Origin of the sequence: Paenibacillus polymyxa (genome assembly GCF_001719045.1) — a bacterium.
In the GTDB taxonomy this organism is placed as follows: Bacteria; Bacillota; Bacilli; order Paenibacillales; family Paenibacillaceae; genus Paenibacillus; species Paenibacillus polymyxa_B.
In genome coordinates this window covers 5,194,348-5,212,436 of record NZ_CP015423.1, presented here as the reverse complement: position 1 = coordinate 5,212,436, position 18,089 = coordinate 5,194,348, and the positions used below count along the sequence as shown (strand labels likewise).

21 protein-coding genes and 1 pseudogene are annotated in these 18,089 nt (G+C 45.8%); 3 read left to right on the top strand and 19 right to left on the bottom strand.

The window, feature by feature from the left end; translation table 11 throughout:
* Positions 1 to 3: 3 nt before the first annotated feature.
* The 8 genes from AOU00_RS23635 to AOU00_RS23600 form a co-directional block, all read right to left on the bottom strand.
* Positions 4 to 756: an amino acid ABC transporter ATP-binding protein gene (locus AOU00_RS23635; RefSeq protein WP_023988357.1), complete on the bottom strand. Its 753-nt coding sequence runs from the start codon at positions 754 to 756 to the stop codon at positions 4 to 6.
* Positions 753 to 1,463 (bottom strand): amino acid ABC transporter permease, encoded by a 711-nt coding sequence (locus AOU00_RS23630; protein WP_061830372.1) that lies wholly within the window; start codon positions 1,461 to 1,463, stop codon positions 753 to 755. The genes AOU00_RS23635 and AOU00_RS23630 overlap by 4 nt, the downstream gene beginning before the upstream one ends.
* On the bottom strand, positions 1,460 to 2,239 hold the full coding sequence (locus tag AOU00_RS23625; RefSeq protein ID WP_023988355.1) for an amino acid ABC transporter permease: 780 nt from the start codon (positions 2,237 to 2,239) through the stop codon (positions 1,460 to 1,462). Before AOU00_RS23625 ends, AOU00_RS23630 begins: the two co-directional genes overlap by 4 nt.
* Before the next feature lie 76 nt (positions 2,240 to 2,315).
* Positions 2,316 to 3,167: a transporter substrate-binding domain-containing protein gene (locus AOU00_RS23620; protein ID WP_028542376.1), complete on the bottom strand. Its 852-nt coding sequence runs from the start codon at positions 3,165 to 3,167 to the stop codon at positions 2,316 to 2,318.
* A gap of 160 nt (positions 3,168 to 3,327) precedes the next feature.
* The gene (locus AOU00_RS23615) at positions 3,328 to 4,218 is read right to left on the bottom strand and encodes a LysR family transcriptional regulator (protein ID WP_069291789.1); all 891 of its coding nucleotides are present in this window, start codon (positions 4,216 to 4,218) and stop codon (positions 3,328 to 3,330) included.
* 106 nt (positions 4,219 to 4,324) lie between these two features.
* Complete coding sequence (gene ssuE / locus AOU00_RS23610) at positions 4,325 to 4,855, bottom strand: NADPH-dependent FMN reductase (RefSeq protein WP_029519116.1); 531 nt, start codon at positions 4,853 to 4,855, stop codon at positions 4,325 to 4,327.
* A gap of 17 nt (positions 4,856 to 4,872) precedes the next feature.
* Positions 4,873 to 6,213 carry an LLM class flavin-dependent oxidoreductase gene (locus AOU00_RS23605; RefSeq protein WP_013310067.1) on the bottom strand — a complete coding sequence of 447 codons (1,341 nt, stop codon included), beginning with the start codon at positions 6,211 to 6,213 and terminating at the stop codon, positions 4,873 to 4,875.
* Positions 6,214 to 6,254: 41 nt separating this feature from the next.
* Positions 6,255 to 6,524 (bottom strand): glutaredoxin family protein, encoded by a 270-nt coding sequence (locus AOU00_RS23600; RefSeq protein WP_013310066.1) that lies wholly within the window; start codon positions 6,522 to 6,524, stop codon positions 6,255 to 6,257.
* Between the two features lie 274 nt (positions 6,525 to 6,798).
* Here AOU00_RS23600 and AOU00_RS23595 point away from each other — a divergent pair, with 274 nt between their 5' ends.
* The gene (locus tag AOU00_RS23595; protein ID WP_069291788.1) at positions 6,799 to 7,668 is read left to right on the top strand and encodes a DUF421 domain-containing protein; all 870 of its coding nucleotides are present in this window, start codon (positions 6,799 to 6,801) and stop codon (positions 7,666 to 7,668) included.
* Between the two features lie 87 nt (positions 7,669 to 7,755).
* Here the strand turns inward: AOU00_RS23595 and AOU00_RS23590 are convergent, their stop codons facing one another.
* The 5 genes from AOU00_RS23590 to AOU00_RS23570 form a co-directional block, all read right to left on the bottom strand.
* Positions 7,756 to 8,877, bottom strand: a complete 1,122-nt coding sequence (locus AOU00_RS23590) for a sensor histidine kinase (RefSeq protein WP_069291787.1) — start codon at positions 8,875 to 8,877, stop codon at positions 7,756 to 7,758.
* Entirely contained in the window at positions 8,874 to 9,548 is a 675-nt protein-coding gene (locus tag AOU00_RS23585; protein ID WP_069291786.1) for a response regulator transcription factor, read from the bottom strand. Before AOU00_RS23585 ends, AOU00_RS23590 begins: the two co-directional genes overlap by 4 nt.
* Before the next feature lie 61 nt (positions 9,549 to 9,609).
* Complete coding sequence (locus tag AOU00_RS23580; RefSeq protein WP_069291785.1) at positions 9,610 to 10,425, bottom strand: ABC transporter permease; 816 nt, start codon at positions 10,423 to 10,425, stop codon at positions 9,610 to 9,612.
* Entirely contained in the window at positions 10,422 to 11,441 is a 1,020-nt protein-coding gene (locus AOU00_RS23575; protein ID WP_069291784.1) for an ATP-binding cassette domain-containing protein, read from the bottom strand. Before AOU00_RS23575 ends, AOU00_RS23580 begins: the two co-directional genes overlap by 4 nt.
* A gap of 224 nt (positions 11,442 to 11,665) precedes the next feature.
* Entirely contained in the window at positions 11,666 to 11,995 is a 330-nt protein-coding gene (locus tag AOU00_RS23570) for an antibiotic biosynthesis monooxygenase family protein (protein WP_069291783.1), read from the bottom strand.
* Between the two features lie 131 nt (positions 11,996 to 12,126).
* On the opposite strand from AOU00_RS23570, the gene AOU00_RS23565 reads away from it, so the two are divergent.
* Positions 12,127 to 12,987 (top strand): LysR family transcriptional regulator, encoded by an 861-nt coding sequence (locus AOU00_RS23565; RefSeq protein WP_081330749.1) that lies wholly within the window; start codon positions 12,127 to 12,129, stop codon positions 12,985 to 12,987.
* 5 nt (positions 12,988 to 12,992) lie between these two features.
* On the opposite strand, the gene AOU00_RS23560 is transcribed toward AOU00_RS23565, so the two are convergent.
* Entirely contained in the window at positions 12,993 to 14,180 is a 1,188-nt protein-coding gene (locus AOU00_RS23560) for a GTP-binding protein (protein WP_069291782.1), read from the bottom strand.
* 134 nt (positions 14,181 to 14,314) lie between these two features.
* Between AOU00_RS23560 and AOU00_RS23555 the strand changes: the two are divergent.
* Positions 14,315 to 14,734 (top strand): annotated as a pseudogene (locus AOU00_RS23555) (multidrug resistance efflux transporter family protein); the annotation flags it as partial.
* A 419-nt stretch (positions 14,735 to 15,153) separates the two neighbouring features.
* Here AOU00_RS23555 and mnhG read toward each other — a convergent pair.
* Genes mnhG through AOU00_RS23530 form a run of 5 tightly spaced genes read right to left on the bottom strand, consistent with a single transcriptional unit; the run spans position 15,154 to position 18,089 of the window.
* The gene (gene mnhG / locus AOU00_RS23550) at positions 15,154 to 15,522 is read right to left on the bottom strand and encodes a monovalent cation/H(+) antiporter subunit G (protein ID WP_061830357.1); all 369 of its coding nucleotides are present in this window, start codon (positions 15,520 to 15,522) and stop codon (positions 15,154 to 15,156) included.
* Positions 15,506 to 15,799 (bottom strand): Na(+)/H(+) antiporter subunit F1, encoded by a 294-nt coding sequence (locus AOU00_RS23545; protein WP_061830377.1) that lies wholly within the window; start codon positions 15,797 to 15,799, stop codon positions 15,506 to 15,508. Before AOU00_RS23545 ends, mnhG begins: the two co-directional genes overlap by 17 nt.
* Complete coding sequence (locus tag AOU00_RS23540) at positions 15,799 to 16,275, bottom strand: Na+/H+ antiporter subunit E (RefSeq protein ID WP_061830356.1); 477 nt, start codon at positions 16,273 to 16,275, stop codon at positions 15,799 to 15,801. The genes AOU00_RS23545 and AOU00_RS23540 overlap by 1 nt, the downstream gene beginning before the upstream one ends.
* A gap of 6 nt (positions 16,276 to 16,281) precedes the next feature.
* The gene (locus AOU00_RS23535; protein ID WP_061830355.1) at positions 16,282 to 17,757 is read right to left on the bottom strand and encodes a Na+/H+ antiporter subunit D; all 1,476 of its coding nucleotides are present in this window, start codon (positions 17,755 to 17,757) and stop codon (positions 16,282 to 16,284) included.
* Entirely contained in the window at positions 17,754 to 18,089 is a 336-nt protein-coding gene (locus AOU00_RS23530) for a Na(+)/H(+) antiporter subunit C (RefSeq protein ID WP_069291781.1), read from the bottom strand. The genes AOU00_RS23535 and AOU00_RS23530 overlap by 4 nt, the downstream gene beginning before the upstream one ends.

The window sequence follows — 18,089 nt, the reverse complement described above, 5'->3', positions numbered from 1 at the left end:
CGTCTAAATTGAATAGTTATATTCCGGTGTAATCCGTTTCAGAAATTGTTTGGTACGTTCCTCTTTGGGGTGGTTAAAAATGTCGTCCGGTGTGCCTTCCTCGATAATATGACCGCCATCCATAAATACCACATGATTTGAAACATCGCGCGCAAAGCCCATTTCATGTGTAACGACAATCATCGTAATGCCTTCCTTTGCAATCTTGCGGATCACCGACAGCACCTCACCCACCAATTCAGGGTCCAGCGCCGAAGTCGGCTCATCGAACAAAATCACTTCCGGGTTCAGCGCCAAAGCACGCGCTATGCCGACACGCTGCTGCTGCCCGCCAGACAGCTGGCTTGGATAATGATTCAGCTTTTCACCCAGACCGACCTTTTCCAGCACTTCAATGCTGATTTTTTTCGCTTCCTCCTGTTTGACCTTGCGGACAACGACAAGTCCTTCCATGACATTTTCCAGTGCTGTTTTATGCTTGAACAAATTGTATTGCTGGAAAACCATAGCCGTCTTTTGACGTAGAGCCAAAACATCCCTCTTTGCAGGTCGCTTGCAGTTTACTGTAAAATCGCCAATGCTAACTTCCCCATCATTCGGCTTTTCCAGATAATTAATGCAGCGTAGCAGAGTCGTTTTACCTGAACCGCTCGGGCCTAAAATAACGACGACCTCGCCTTTGTTCACGGTCAAATCAATGCCTTTGAGCACCTCATGTTTGCCGAACGACTTCGTAATATTTTGCAGACGGATCATGATGCTCGACCTCCATTAAACACATTGATTTTTTTCTCCACCAAGCCGGATATTCGTTCAATCAATACCGTCAAGCCCCAAAACAGCAGTGCAGCTGCAATATATACCTCTAAATATTTCCAGTTGGTAGATGCCAGAATCTCAGCCTGTGCCTGGATTTCTGTGACCGAAACCGTGAAGGCCAAGGTAGAGCCATGAAGCATCCCAATAACGGAATTCGTCAGGTTTGGCAAACTCACCACGAACGCCTGCGGAAATACAATCCGTCTTAGCACTTGCCACGTCGTCATACCGACGGCATAAGCCGCCTCGATTTGTCCCTTGTTGACCGATTGAATTCCAGAACGGACGACCTCAGACATATACGCGCCACTGGTAATGGAAAACGAAATGAGTGCAAATACCATATAAGGAACATCTTTGGATTGCAGCGGCCAGCCGAAATGCTTCGCTCCCGCATCAATCAACAAAGGCAAACTGAAATAAATAAGCAGCAAATGCATCAGCATCGGTGTGCCACGGATAAAGGTAACGTAACCGTGAGAAATCTGGGACAACACAGGAACCTTATAGATTCGCGCCAGCGCCGTTATAATACCGATGACCAACCCTGCCAGTACGGAAACCACCGTAATAATTAAGGTGTTGGGCAACGCGGAGAACAACCCTAAAAAGGCAGTATATATAAAGCCAAAATCCAGACTCATATGCCTTTACCTCCTTTACTAAGACGGGGACTTCTCAGGTAACGCACCACAAAGCTTTTTCGTTTTTCGGGTTCTTTCTGCACTGCATCCCGATGCTCATGCCGGAGAAGCGTATTTTCCAGCACCTTGAACAATTTTTGTAAAATCAGACTGATCACCAGATAGATAAGGGATAACGCGATATAGGTTTCAACAAAATGTTGGGTAGCCGACCCTAATGTCTGTGATTTCCCTGTCATCTCCATCGCTCCGATCGTAAATGCCAGCGAAGTATCCTTCAGATTGCCAATCACCAGATTAGAAAATACCGGAACCACGACAGCCAGCGCTTGCGGCATAATGATACGTGTAAAGGTCTGATAGCCTGACATGCCGACGGACTGTGCAGCCTCGATTTGTCCCCGATCTACAGCCTCTACTCCTGACCTGATAATTTCGGAAATAAAGGCTCCACTATTGAGTGCGTAGGTTGCTACGGCAAACCACAGCACATCCCATCTGGAGGAATTGATATCCACCAGCTTTAGTAGCTCTGGCAGGCCGTAATACACCAGAAACAATTGGATTAGAATAGGTGTTCCGCGAAAAAAGGAAACATACACCTGAGAAACACGTTTGAGAAATGGAATGTTATACATGCGAGGCAGCGCAACCAACAGACCAATGATAAGCCCCAATACAAGCGAGCTTGCCACAATAAACAAGGTGATGTGTAAGTAAGACAGCATTTTCGGGATAAAGCTAAAAACATAGTCAATATTGAACTCTCTGCTCATATGCCTGCCTCCTTTCTATACATCAGCGGCCAGAATACATAGAGTACCCTGACCGCTGAAATGTCCACGTCTATCCTTACTTCTTACTGCTGCTACCTTCTTTTTTCACATCTTCCAGAGACTTAGTGAAATCCTCTCCAAGCCATTTAATGCTCAGCTTCGACAGCGTACCGTCGTCCTTCACTTCCTGAATGGCTTTGTCGAGGTCATCCGCCAACCCTTGCTCATTTTTGTTCAGTACATACAGTACATCCGATTGAGTCAAAGGATCACCAACGGTTTTCAGAGCTACTTCTCCTTTTTCATCGGTGTTAAAACGGTTCGCAAAGTCTGTCGTAACGGTAGCATCTATACGGCCGCTCGTAATTTGCTGTACCGTATCATTGGCTGCACCACTCGTATAAACGATATTCAGGGCATCTCCGTGGGTTTTGTTATACTCTTTCAGCACATACGCCGCATTACTGGTTGGGCTGGTGAGTACCTTTTTCCCTTTCAAATCATCAATTGAATGAATGGTATTGTTATCCTTCGCTACAGCGACTCTGTTCAGAAAAATGCTATACGGATTTTTGTTGAACAGATACTTGGCCTCGCGCTCCGGGTTTTTTTCCATTTGATGCGATACCAGATCAATCTTGCCGGCATCGAGACTTAGCAGTAAATTTCCAAAGTCCATCGTTTTGAATTCAAATTCGTATTGAGGCAGGCGCTTGTCCAGCTCCTTAATCAGCTCCACATCAAAACCTGTTAAATTTCCGTTTTCGTCAATAAAGCATACATTTTTGAATTGAGTACCTGTGCCTACGATAATTTTCTTCACGTCTCCGCTTGAACCTGACGCGCTAGACGCGTTATCCGAGGAACCGCAGCCTGCCAACACCAGGATGATTGCCATAACAGACAATATTGCAAACCACTTTTTCATATGAATCCCCCTCATCTCTTTGTATATCAGCAGTTTGCGACATACATGGTAGCTACAACATCCAATAATTAATAATTCCTATAAGTTTAATCGGTTTTAGGATGTGATTAATTTAACACCTGGAAACCTATACGTCAATCCATTAAGCCATAGAACTTTTCTATAACAAAACAGCACCCCGGAAACCTTCTGTCAGTGCATCTGCAAAATCCGAGGTCACTGCACAGTCTTCTTTGGTCGCTATTATACTAATCTGCATCGACACCCCAGCTACCTCTGGAACATGGACACGGAACAGTTTCTGATCTTTTACTTCACGGTTCACACAGACATCCGGCAAAAAGGCAATACCCGCTGCTTCCAATACCAGCTTTTTGGCCGTGACCACATTGTCTACCTGAAAAGCAATGTCCGGTGGCTGCTCCAGTGATTCAAAAGCGCGATGAATTCTCATCCAATCTAATGATCCGCATTCAAAAAACACCAGTGTTTCACGTTGAATATCCTGTATACTGGCCTTTCCTGTCTTCATAAACGGATGGCCGTCGTATACATACAGGGAAATCGGATCTTCATAAAAAGCAAGCGTACGGATAGCCGGATACATCACTTTACGCACAAAACTAATGTCTACCTCACGGTTCAACAGTTTATGTACCAGTTGATCCGTCGTAGCCGTCACAATTTTGTAGTTAACCTCTGGATAACGGGCACGAAGCTGCTTTAATATTTCAGGAATGATGTAGTTCGACACCGATATCGTGCAACCAATTCGAATTTGCTGAGGGGCTTTCTTACGCTGTTGGAGCTTTTGTTTCCCTTTTTGCAGCACCTGAAGCATCTGCTCCGCATAAGGAAGAAACTTTCGTCCATCCTCCGTCAGAACCGTTTGCTTGCTTTGGCGGTCGAACAACTTGCATTCTAGCTCGCGCTCTAGCGTCTGAATCCGGGCTGTAACAGAGGGCTGGGACAAGAACAAGGCTTCTGCAGCCTTATTAAAGCTCCCATAATGATTCACGTATACAAAGGCTTCCATATTCTCGATATTCATACGCAAGTCCCCCAGTAAGTTTTATATACATTTATCCAATAAGTTAACTTGGTTTTTTTATCATAAAACTCACTGAACGACCTGTCAATGGAAATATTGAAAATATTTATAATTTTAATAGCTCATTTAGTTCTTTAACAGAACGTTCCAACCGTGCAACCAATTCTTCCGACAACCCGTATGCTCCATCTGGCAGACGTTCGACCCACTGATCCACTGCATACACCCCGCCAAGAATATGTCTTCCGCCCAGTGCATTAATAACCGGCTTCAAGGCATAGTCAATGACCAGCAGGTGAGCCAGTGTACCTCCGATAAATAAAGGCAAGACTGGTTTCCCTCTTAGCCCCTCCTGCGGAACCAAATCCAGGAATATTTTCAATAGCCCTGAATAGGACGCCTTATAGACTGGAGAAGCCACAATAACGGCATCCGCTGCTGCAATCAATGCAAGTGATGCTGTGACGTCGGGGCTGTTAAAGTTAGCTGTGACCAGATCCTCCGCTGGCAAGTCGACCACATTCAGTAATGTGACCTCCGCTCCAGCCTGCTGCAACTGCTCCGTTGTATAGTTAATCAAGCCGTATAAACGGGATTGTGTAGACGGACTGCCTGATAGGATGACAACCTTGGACATATTTTTCCCTCCTTCTGTTATGCGTCAACCTTCACTTTGGATCTGGCTGCTGTATAGCGGTTCTCAGGAATAGGCACGCCCAGGTTTTCACGTAGTGTGCTAAATTCATAATCCTGACGGTAAATACCGCGTTCCTGCAAAATAGGCACAACCAGATTGACGAAGTCATGCAGACCCGATGGCACATCAGAACCAATAATGAATCCGTCTGCCCCTTTTCTTTCGAACCACTCCTGCACTCGATCCGCTACTTGCTCAGCGGTTCCGATAAAAGAGGTTCTCGGTGTAGCTGAACGCAATGCAACCTCGCGTAAGGTCAAATTTTGTTCCTTGGCTACTCGTTTAATTTTATCTGTACCGCTGCGGAACGCATTGCTGCCAATACCATCAAGCTCAGGGAATGGCTCATCCAGCGGATATTGTGAGAAATCATGATGATCGAAGAAACGTCCCAAATATTTTAACGCAGCCTCAATCGTCACCAGATTCGTGATCTCTTCATACTTACGTTCTGCTTCCTCCGTCGTGCTGCCAATAATCGGCGAAATGCCCGGCAAAATGACAATATCCTCTTCGGATCTACCATAACGTACCGCACGTTCTTTCACATCACGATAAAACTGCTGCGCTTCCTCTAACGTTTCATGTCCTGTAAATACAGCATCCGCTTCCTTGGCGGCCAGGTTTTTGCCATCCTCCGAGGAACCTGCCTGGAAAATAACCGGCTGTCCCTGCTTGGATCGTCCAATGTTCAGCGGACCCTGCACAGAGAAAAACTCGCCTTTATGATTCAATGTATGCAGCTTTTCAGGATCAAAGAATACGCCGGCTTCCTTATCACGAACGAACGCATCCTCTTCCCACGAGTCCCACAGTCCTTTGGTAACCTGTAAATATTCCTCTGCAATTTTATAGCGCTGCGGATGCGACGGGTGCTCGCCTTTACTAAAGTTAAGGGCAGAGCCTTCCAGCGGGGAAGTCACCACATTCCAGCCTGCACGACCTCCGCTTATATGATCAATGGAAGAAAACTGGCGTGCTACCGTGAACGGTTCGCTATAGGAAGTCGACAGTGTGCCGACCAGTCCGATATGCTTCGTCACCCCAGCCAAAGCGGACAAAATCGTAATTGGTTCAAAACGGTTCAGAAAGTGGGGAATGGATTTTTCGTTAATGAACAGGCCATCTGCGATAAATACGAGGTCAAACTTCCCTTCCTCTGCCTTTTGCGCCTGCGTTTTATAAAATTCAAAGTTAACACTCGCATCCGCAGGTACTTCAGGGTGACGCCAAGTCGTCATGCTTCCCCCAACACCGTGAATAATCGCACCAAATTTAATTTGTCTATTCTTAGCCATAACTCTTCCACCTCTCTTGAAAATAATGATTTCCCGTCGGCTTATACCACTTGATTGTAACTTTCCAGCACTTTACCCAACTCTTCCAGATTTGGGTTGAGCAGTGCTTCATATTTGTTATCGCCGCCTACCTCGACGACAGGGACATAACGAATACCATATTTGGTCTCCAGCACGTCACGCAGCGCATCATTTCCGTCCACTTGGATATTTTCATACGGCTGATTTTGGGATTCCAGGTACGATTTGATCTCTCCACAAAAATGACAGCCGGTTTTGCTCCACAATACAACTTTAGGTTTGGACGACATATACATACCTCCGTGAGCTTAATGTTTATAATCCCGATGAATTAAATAAGAATTATATTTATAATGTATCCTCCCCCCTCCTTTCCGTCAATCGTTTGTTCAATAGAGAATGATAATTCATCGATAGAAAATTTTAATTTTATATCGTATTTCATCGCTTATTGGCAGCTTGGTTATTAAAATTTAGGGGAATTGGAGTTTAAATGTGCCTTGACGCGGATATCCTTGGAATAGTAGCGCCGCCCTTGTGGCGAAATGAAATGAGGTTGAGCAAATGCAGGATTGGGCCGAGGTTGCTATACGCACATTAATGGCTGTCGCTATATTATTTTTAATCACCAAAATTCTTGGAAAACGTCAGGTATCCCAGCTTTCCTTGTTCGAATATATAACAGGAATCACGATAGGTAACCTGGCTGCTACCATTCCTATGGAGCGTGAATCCACCTGGTACCTAGGCCTCATAGCCTTGTCAGTATGGGTACTGACAACACTTGGCATTGAATTTTTGCAAATTAAAAGCAAGAAAATCAGAGATATAACAGATGGAAAGACGACAATCCTGATCAAAGACGGCAAAATTTTAGAGGATAATATGAAAAAGGAACGGCTTACCCTGGATGAACTCATGGAACAGTTGCGGAGCAAAAATGCATTCAAGGTAGCAGACGTAGAATTTGCCATTATGGAGACCAGTGGTGCGATCAACGTGCTGCTGACCAAAGACAAGCAGGCCGTGACGCTTAAAGATCTCAATATGCTGCAGCTGCCGGAGAAGGAACCAACAGCCATTATTATGGATGGACAAGTTATGGAGCAGCAAATGGCATACATGGGAATTACGCAACAATGGCTGGATGCCAAGCTAAAGGAAAAGAGCCTAACGGTCAAAGATGTGTTTTTCGCACAGGTGGACCCACAAGGGGAACTGTACATTGACCAATATAGTGATAATGTACAGCTAAGCAAGGTGCAGGATTCGAATCAAGCCGTGCTGACTTTGCTGGAACAATGCACAACGGAGTTGCAAAAACTCGCATCTGGTTCCAGTGAGCAACAAAGAAAACAGCTATATGAGCAATGCTCACAAAGCTTGAAAGAGGCTATACAGGAGATGCAGCCGGTAAATACATCTAAGTCCTGAGCACATACGCATATGCCATAAAAGTAGAAGCATGGGAACTAAAAAGGAGCGTCCTTCAGCCACTTATGGCTTTGAAGACGCTCCTTTTTAACTTACTGTGCCGGTGTACATTTCACTGTTGCTGCCTTTCATTACTTTCTGGCGCAGCGGCAGCATAACTGTAAATACCGTTCCTTCTCCCACCTTGCTGGATACAGAGATAGAGCCAGTATGCATCTCTGTTATTTTATAAGCAATGGACAGTCCCAAGCCGCTGCCTCCTGCAGTTCGGGTCCGTGACTGGTCTGCTTTATAAAATCGTTCAAAAATGCGTTGCTGATCCTGTTCGTTGATACCCTGTCCCGTATCCGCAATACAGATAACCGCCTGATCACCGTTACTTGAAAGAGAAACAGATATGCTTCCACCCTGCGGTGTAAATTTAATGGCATTATGAAGAAGATTCACCCAAACCTGGCCCATCAGATCCTCGTCTGCGTTGACCTCAACTATATCCACCTCAACAGTCATCTCGATTTTTTTAGCTTCCCATTGCGGTTCGCAGGCAAGAATAAGCGAAATTAGCTGCTTGTCCAGCCGATAAAGGGATGGACGAAACGGATGCCGCTCCGAATCCAGAATCGCCAACTTCATGAGATTATCGCTTAGTTTGGATAGACGAATACACTCCGTCTCGATGATCGTCAAATACCGATCTCGTTGCTCACGATCCAGATTTTCGTCCTTGAGCGCTTTGGCGAATCCGATTATCGAGGTCAGCGGTGAGCCGATTTCATGGGATACGTTCGAAATAAACTCCTCCCGCAGCTTTTCCATAGCCTTTAAATTTGCAGCCATATCATTGATGCTGTCCACCAACTGTACATAAGGATGCGGCCTCCGATGTTTTCCGTTCCGCCCGCCGAGGTCCCAATCCAGGTTAATGTGAAAGTCTCCTTGCGAAATACGTTTTAAAGCATCGATCATTTCGGTAAAAGCGTGCTGTTCTCTAGGCTGGAAGAAACGCCTTACCGTCATACTGATAATACCGAAGAAGAAAAAGCCTAGCGTCGTATTCATAAGAAAGACGAACAAACCATGGGGAGCCCATGACATGTGCGAATAGATCGCCTCCATAATAAAGTACGCGGCAGCCCAGCTAAGATATAGCACCAATACTACCAGCAGGACTCTCGCAAGAATATGGAGTAACCCCGGTTCCCTCTTCATTGCCGTAGCTCCAGCCGATAACCCAATCCCCGGATCGTACTGATCCGGAAGGAGTGGCTTGCCTCCGGAAACCGTTCCCGAAGGCGTTTGATATGGACATCAACCGTTCTTTCGTCTCCCTCATAATCATAACCCCAGATCTGTTCGATCAGCTGGTCGCGGGTAAAGGTTTTGCCAGGATAGCTGGCCAGCTTGAAGAGCAGCTCAAATTCTTTGAGCGGCAGGGTAATCTCCTTCTCTCCAGCCCGACACTCAAATGTATCGCTACGCAGGACAAGATCTCCGACAGTTACTGATTTTGAAGCCATGATACGATAACGTTTTAATAAAGCCTTCACGCGTGCGACAAGCACCATGGGGTCGAATGGCTTGACAAGATAGTCATCCGTTCCGAGCGCGAAGCCTTTCACGATCTGTGACGTCTCTCCTTTGGCTGTAAGCATAAGCAGCGGCAGGTCGGTTTGCTCTCGCAGCTTACGGCACAGCTCCCAACCGTCCATTCCCGGCATCATGATATCAAGAACAAGCAAATCGACCTTGATTTCATCAAAAATGCGCATCGCGTCCAAACCATCCACCGCCTCGACTACCTCCAGACCTTCCATTCTCAAAAAGTGTCCGACCAGTTCACGAATATGCGGATCATCATCAACGACCAATACACGCGTCATTCCAATCCCCCCTAACTAACTCTGCCTTAAATCTCTCGTCCTCGTCAAGAAGACTGCCATCTTATGCTTTACGCATATAAGCACGCACCGTAAGCGGCGCGAAGATCGCCACAATGACTGTAGCGCCAAGTAGGGAGATCGCCAGTTCCCCGCCAATCGTTCCCGTATTCGCAAGCTCTCTGACTGCGTTCACAAGATGTGAAATCGGGTTGGCGTTCACAAACCACTGCAGCCAACCAGGCATTGTGCCGACAGGCACAAATGCGTTGGAAACAAAAGTGAGCGGAAACAGAACAATCATGGAGATGCCCTGTACACTAGAAGCAGTGCGGGCAATCACGCCAAAGAAGGCAAAAATCCAGCTGACCGCCCAGGAACACACAATGACCAGAAACGCGGCGATAGCTACACTCAGCAGTCCTCCCCCTGGCTGATACCCCAAAATATACCCCATGGCGAAGGTAAGTACAGTTGCAATAGTATACCGGATACTGTCAGCCAGCAGAGCTCCAGCCAAAGGCGCAATACGTGCGATTGGGAGTGACTTGAACCTGTCGAACACTCCTTTGTCCATATCCTCACGTAGTTGGACGCCGGTAACGACGGAGGTCGAGATCACAGTCTGCACGAGGATGCCTGGAATAATAACCGGCAAATAATGCTGCACGTCTCCTGAGATGGCGCCGCCAAAGATATAGGTAAACATAAGGGTGAAAATGATCGGCTGGAGCGTGACATCAAACAATTGTTCGGGAGTATGCCGGATCTTTAGAATGCCCCGGTAGGCCATCGTCATGGAATTGGAGAACGCCTGCCTGAAACTCACAGACTTCTTCAATGTGCGATCAGAACCTGTCATAACAGTAGTACTCTTCATGCTCTCGCCCCCTCCACAGCATGCGCTCCTTGGGACGTCTGCTGCTTGTTTACTTGTGCTCCATGACCAGTGATGGACAAAAACACCTCGTCAAGCGTCGGCTTTTGCACACTCATCTCTGCTAAGCGAATCTCTCCAGCACGGAGGGCAAACAGCAGGTCCGTTACCCGATCTGCATTGGCCATCGGAGAAATAATCTTTCCAGCTTCCACTGACACGCTGAACTTGACTGAAAGCACCTGTTCAACGATCTGAACAGCTCTCTCAATATCCTGTTGATTTTGCACTTTGAGTTGCAGAGTCGACGCCCCTACTGCCGCTTTCAGTTCATCCACCGTACCCTCAGCGACTACCCGACCATGATCGATCACTGCGATTCGGTCAGCAAGTTGATCCGCCTCATCGAGGTACTGGGTTGTGAGCAGTACGGTGGAACCGGTCTTGACCAGACGCCGGATCGTGTCCCACATCTGGACACGCGTGCGCGGGTCTAGTCCGGTAGTCGGCTCATCCAGGAAGATTAGCGGCGGCTTGGCAATGAGACTTGCAGCCAAATCCAGCCGGCGGCGCATACCTCCAGAGAAATGCTTTAGCGGTCGTTTGGCCGCTTCGGCCAATCCAAATTCCTCCAGCAGCTCCGCTGCCTTATGACGCGCCTCGGCACGTCCCAGCCCAAGCAGTCTGGAGAAGATGATCAGGTTCTCGGTAGCGCTAAGCGACTCATCGACCGATGCGTACTGGCCTGTCACCCCGATCAATTGACGCACCACCTGCGGTTCCTTTACTGCATCGTGCCCGAAGATACGGGCCGATCCCTTATCAGGTTGTAATAACGTTGACAGCATTCGGATGGTAGTCGTTTTGCCTGCTCCATTAGGACCGAGTACCCCGTAGATCGTGCCAGCACGTACATTCAAATCGACACCGTCAACTGCATGCTTATCACCAAAAACTTTAACGAGTCCCCTTGCTTCAATGGCCAAGGTCTCTTTTCTGTCTGTATAATCCACATTCATATCCTCCCTATACGGTTTCTATAGAGAGGATAACCCACGTTTATGAACTGAATATGAATAGAACCGTTTACGGTTTCCAAAATTGATGATAATTTCTTTCTGACAGAGAAGCCAAAGAAGTCCCTATATGGGACTTCTTTGGCTTGTCCTTTTAATGAATAATGGAAAACCTTTATTTCCAGATTCGGCTTCATGCTAAGCACTAACTTGGATATTGAACCTATTTACACTGTAAAAAAATAATCTCGTTCTACCTTGCTCACTCTTAAACCAAAATTTTTATACCACTCGGATTTCCCTTTTTCCTGCGCTACCTTGTGCAGCTCGTTATGTTTCCAATTTTTTATAGCGTCCAGAGACTCCCAATAGGAAACTGTAATGCCTACTCCATTGTGGTCACGAACACTTTCCACACCTAGAAAACCTGGCTGTTGGGCAGCCAGTTCCACCATTTTGTCTCCCATCACTCCGTATCCGCCATCTCCTTGCGTACGTTCAGAAGTAAAGATAGCCGCATAATAGGGCGGACGAGGAGTTTTAGCAATTGAATTCATATGAGCCTCCTAAAACAAAATTAAATAATCTTTCTTTAATTTGATTATAATCATAAATATTAAATAAAAAAATGAATATATCTGATATGATACATGAATATATTTCATAAAAAATAGGAGTGAACACGAATTTGTTTAAATATAAGATTTTTCTTTGCGTAGTTGAAATGGGAGGTTTCACAAAGGCCGGGGAAGTTTTAAATCTTACACAATCAGCAATCAGCCATGCGATCTCTGGATTGGAACATGAACTAGGGCTGACTCTTCTGATCCGAGGTCGTTCAGGCATCCGATTGACCAATAACGGGGAAAGATTAATGAAGCGATTTAGAGAGATTGTACAAATGGACGAAAAGCTCTACCAAGAGGTAGCTTTAATTAAAGGATTGGAAATCGGAACCGTAAAGATCGGCACATTTTCAAGCGTCTCTATTCATTGGCTGCCCCGTATTCTAAAAAAATTCAATGAGCAGTTTCCTCTTATTGAGATAAAACTGCTCGATGGGAACTACCATGAAATTGAGAGCTGGATAGTCAGTGGGGAAGCTGATTTCGGCTTTGTGAACCTACCCACGTTAGACGCATTAGAGGCATTGCCATTAAAAGAAGAAAGCATGCTTTGTCTACTTCCTTCCGATCATATTCTTGGAAAGCAAGCCTCAATTCGAGTAGAACAGCTCAGAGATGAGCCTTTCATTATGCCTGTTGCAGGCTGTGACACGGATGTAAGAAATATTTTTTCACAGCATAATATGTCACCTAAAATCAAATATGAATTAGAAGATGACCATGCGATTATGGCTATGGTGCAGAATGGCCTAGGCGTGAGCATTCTTCCTGAAATGATCCTGTCTCACATTCCTTACGACATCTCTATTCGACCTTTGGACGAAAGGCATTCCCGTACTATCGGTATCGCTACCGCTTCCTTAAAAAATGTTTCTCCAGCCGCTAAAAAATGTATGGACTTTATTACTGAATGGATCAACTAGCTTCATCATGTCGGCCAAGGAAGCGGATTCTCAAAACTGGACCAGTCCATATCCATTTCGTTATCGTTCAGTAGGCATTCATCTAGCTCTTCTTCCAAGTCCGGTCGATTCATTCCGATACCTATCATGACGATTTCGTTCATGCGGTCGCCCCATTGTTCATCCCAATGGTCCAGAGCCTCAGGATCGGCTGCCACGATCTCCTGCCGTTCTTCTTCAGATAACGCAGCAAGCCAGCTTCCCGCAGGGCCAAATTGAATAGATGGTCCTGCCTGGCTAATACTCGCTGCCCAATCCTGCAGGGTTGCAATCCAGGCCAAACCTTTGGCGCGAACGACCTCCTGCGGCCAGTAGCTCATAAATTCAGCCAATCTCGCAGGATGAAATGGCCTTCTACGGCGATATACAAAGGAATTGATCCCATATTCGTCTGTTTCCGGTGCATGGCTTTCAAGCTCTAGCTCCCGAATCCATCCAGCGGATTGACTAGCCTTGTCAAAATTGAACAGCCCTGTATTCAAAATGTCCGAAGGAGCGACCTTTCCCTTAGAAGTTCGAATGATTCGGGCTTCAGGCTGTAATCTCCGCAGCACACCCTCCAGCTTGTCTAGCTCCACAGGCTGAACCAGATCGCACTTATTCAGAATCAATACATCACAGGTTTCAATCTGGTCAATCAGCAAGTCCGAGATATCACGCATGTCGTCTTCACCAGTAGCCTGCCTACGATCCAGTAGCGTTTCTCCTGATTCAAAATCATGCCAGAAACGGTTCGCATCAACTACGGTCACCATGCAATCCAGTTTTGCCAGCGAAGCCAAATCAATGCCAGTTTCTTCATCGGCGTACGTAAAGGTTTGAGCGATTGGCACGGGCTCACTGATGCCTGTAGATTCGATTAAAATATAATCAAACTCGCCTTGTTCCGTCAGCTTCTTGACCTCCAGTAATAAATCTTCACGCAATGTGCAGCAAATACAACCATTAGACAACTGGACCAGTTTTTCTTCTGTTCTGGACAAGCCGCCCTCTTTTTTAACCAGCTCAGCATCTATATTCACTTCACTCATGTCATTGACGATGACTGCCACTTTCATTCCGTCCCGATTGTTTAATACATGATTCAAAATCGTTGTTTTTCCTGCACCCAAATATCCGCTCAACACGGTTACCGGTATTGGTTTCTTATTCATCGCTGGTACGCTCCCTTGAATATTAACTTTTCATTCTTTTAAATCGTAATAATTACTATTAACATTAACTTTCAGTAATATACAGCATCCCTTTTGCCTTGTCAACTGTGAAGAAACTCTTGAAATGAATAATATATCCATTAGGTAATCGCAAAATGATGGAAGTCTGTGCGGGGCGGTTAGATGCCTATCAGCGTGTGCTCGGGATGACTTTAGCCAGTTTGCCCTTCTGGTTATTGCTTTCGTTATATGGAGTTTTCAGCGCGGGAATGCCAAGTAAGGATCAGACGATTCAGTCTGCTTTGGTAGCTGTGTTTTCAGGGGTGGTCGCTACGGTTTTATTTTTTAAAGCTACAAATCAGGTTCGTGGAAATATGCAAAAGCTGGTGACGGTAGAAGCGACACAATCTCTGGAAGTGCTTTTTGCATTAATGGGAGAATTAATCTTTCTGTCTATTCTAATTCCATCTCCTTTATCATGGATCTGTATGTTCATCGTCATCTTCGGCATGATTCTACACAGTTATGTTACAGATGCTAAAAGCTTTATGTAACTTCAGGCATTAAAAAAGACCGCAAAATAGATGCGGTCTTTTCAAATTTCTTGAATCGAACAATCTTACTTTTCTACATTTTTTTTGAATTCGCTTATAAAGTCTTTAGGATCTGATTCTACAGTATAAGGAAATACGCCTTGTTTCGTATGCAATTAAAGAACACCATGACCCTGCCCGATACTTTTAAACGATATATCATATACCTCATTGAGAGAAAACTCCCGGTACGCTGATACAATTTTAGTTGTATACAAGTGTAAAACTCGGCGATGAATGACTGTTTCCTGTTTTAACGGAGTTACGATCCTTTCCGCTTTGTAATACGGCTGGACTGAAATAGTATTGTGCACATGATCCCTCCACATTTATTATCAATCCAGACGGATATGACGCAAATCCCGCACTATGGGTTGCTTTCATTTTGGTTGTTTTGAAGATGTATTTTGTTCCAATATCGGTGCCAGATCATCCTGAACACTGTTCCCCCATAAAGGGACTCCCGAACGGTAGGCAGCCCTTCCATTTAGATGTCCGGCTACGGGAGAAGTGATAAAGACAAACACAATGGCAAGCAGTAATTTGATGCTGACCACGTCTACATAAAACAAAAAATAAAGGAAGGCTCCTGTTAATACGCAAAGCACGCCAAGCGTTGCACTTTTGGTTGCGGCGTGAGAACGTAAATAAACATCTGGCAGCCGAATCAATCCAAACGCGCTCAATCCACAGAACAGAGCGCCGAATAAAACAAGGATCGCAATAAGCAACTCACCGATCAAGTTCATCCCCCCCAGTATCTATGACGGCGTCTCTTTCTATATATCTCGCCAACGCCGTTGTTCCTATAAACGTCAGGATTCCTATAACAAGAACAATCTCAATAAAATCCTGTGTCCTCAGCTGCATGCAGATCACAGCAATCATAGCTAGCAGATTTATACCTATCGTGTCCAGTGCGGCTACCCTATCTGGACGGGTCGGTCCTTTAATCAAACGGTACAAGCAACCTAATATGGCTAAGGAGAGAATAGCCTGTGATGCAGCCAAAAGTGCCGAAACTATCACTGTGTCACCTCCATGATCGCTTTTTCAAATGTCCCTCTAATTTGCTCAGAAAGCAGTGTCGCGTCCTGTATGTCCATGGCATGAATATACAGCATTTGACCTTCTTCGGATACTTCCAGAGTGAGCGTTCCTGGTGTTAGACAAATGAGGCACGATAAAATAGTGATCTCCCAATCTGACTTTAGGGCGGTCTCATAGACAAAAATGCCTGGGCGGATGGTCAGCTTCGGGCGGAGAATATGATGGATAACCGCAAAGCTGGAAACGATCAGCTCCCGCATAAATAGAAGTAGCAGCTTCAGGATGGCCCATATGCGCTTCAGGTAGAAAGGTTCTGGACGGAATTTACGCAAAACAAGCAATATGGCTATCCCTAGCAGAATGCCCATGGTGAACCGCGACCCTGACCAGTCGTTGTTAAGTAGCATCCACAGCAACGCAATCATCAGATTTAATAATATTTGAAAGACCATCTTCATCTACTCCTTTATTACAGCTTCGATGTATAGCGCGGGATGAGCCAGCACATCACCGGCTTGTGCAACATAGGAATAGACCCAATCCGCCCCGATGCCCATCAATATAACCAGGACGAGCAAACCGGCCGCCACAGCATTCACACTTTTTAGCCTTATCTTCGGCAGGTCGCCTTCGGGTTCATTCCCCCAAAATGCAAGCTTGAATACTTTGATCAGCGAATACAGCACAAGGAAGCTCGAGCCTAGCCCAATCAAGGATAATGTCAACATTCCGGCATCCAGTCCGCCCCGAGTGATCAACACTTTACCGGCAAACCCGCTAAGCGGTGGAATACCTACAAGTGCAAGGGCCAGTATAAAGAACATCCAGCCGATTAAGGGATAGCGTTTGATGAGGCCCCCCATATCTTTTAATTGGTCCGTTCCCGCTGCAGTGATAATGATGCCCCCAAGAATAAACATTAATCCTTTCGCCAACATATCGTGCAGCAAATAGAAAACCGCCCCATTCAATGCATCTGGTGTCGCTGCAGCCAGACCGAAGGCCACAAAACCTACACTGATAATGACGTTGTAATTAAAGATACGAGGAATATCGTTATAAGCTACCGCTCCCAGTCCTCCCAGAATCATCGTAGCCGCCGCCAGCCAGGCGATCCACGTATGCGTGAGTCCGGGATCATTCACAAAAATAAGAGTAAAGGTCCGAATGATTGCATACAGTCCCACTTTTGTCAGTAACGCACCGAACAAGGCCCTTATAGCAGACGGCGGCGCACTGTAAGAACCCGGCAGCCAGAAAAAGAGGAATAAACCCGCTTTCAATGCGAACACAATCAGGAATAGAACAGCGATCACATTGAGTACGCCGCCCTGCCCCGCTTCAGCAACCCGCTGAGACAAATGAGCCATATTCAGGGTGCCTACAGCCGCATATAGATAAGCAACTGCCGCCACAAAAAGTGTGGAAGACACAATGTTAATGAGCAAATATTTGGACGTTTCCCGAAGTTGGAGCTTCGTTCCCCCCAGAGAAATCAAGGCATAGGAGGAAATCAACATAACCTCAAAGAAAACGAACAAATTGAACATATCTCCTGTAAGAAATGATCCATAGACACCTACAAGCAGGAAGTGAAAAAAGGTATAGTAATAAAAACGTTCCCGTTCTGCCCCAATATTGCGGAAGGAGTAGAGAAGAATACCCAAGCTTACCACTGAAGCGGTCAGCACAAGTAGAGCCGCAAACATGTCCCCCACGAACACAATGCCATACGGCGGCACCCATCCTCCCATTTGCAAAGTTTGTATACCCTCGCTATGAACGCGGTAAATCAGCACAAGAGCAATCATAATATTCAAAATGGCGCTAACTGTACTAATGAACCGCTGAAGCAGAATCTTCTCCTTCAGAAAAATCAATATAACGGCGGTACATAAGGGAATTAAAATCGGTAGTGCCAAGAGATTGCTCATTGTTCTTCCCCCTTGACACTGTCGATTTCATCGGTGCCCAACGTCTGGTATGAGCGGTAAGCAAGCACGAAGAAAAAGGCAGTGACTCCAAAACTGATAACGATAGAGGTCAGAATTAACGCCTGCGGTAAAGGGTCCACATAAGTTTCCGTTTTACCTCCTAATACTGGAGCAGCTCCTGTCTTTAGTCCGGCCATCGTCAGTAGCAGCAGATGGACGCCATGTGTTAACAAGGAAGTACCCAAAACAATACGCAAAAGACCCTTAGATAGAATCAGGTACACTCCAATTGTAAATAAAATACCGACTGCTACAGCCATAATCAGTTCCAT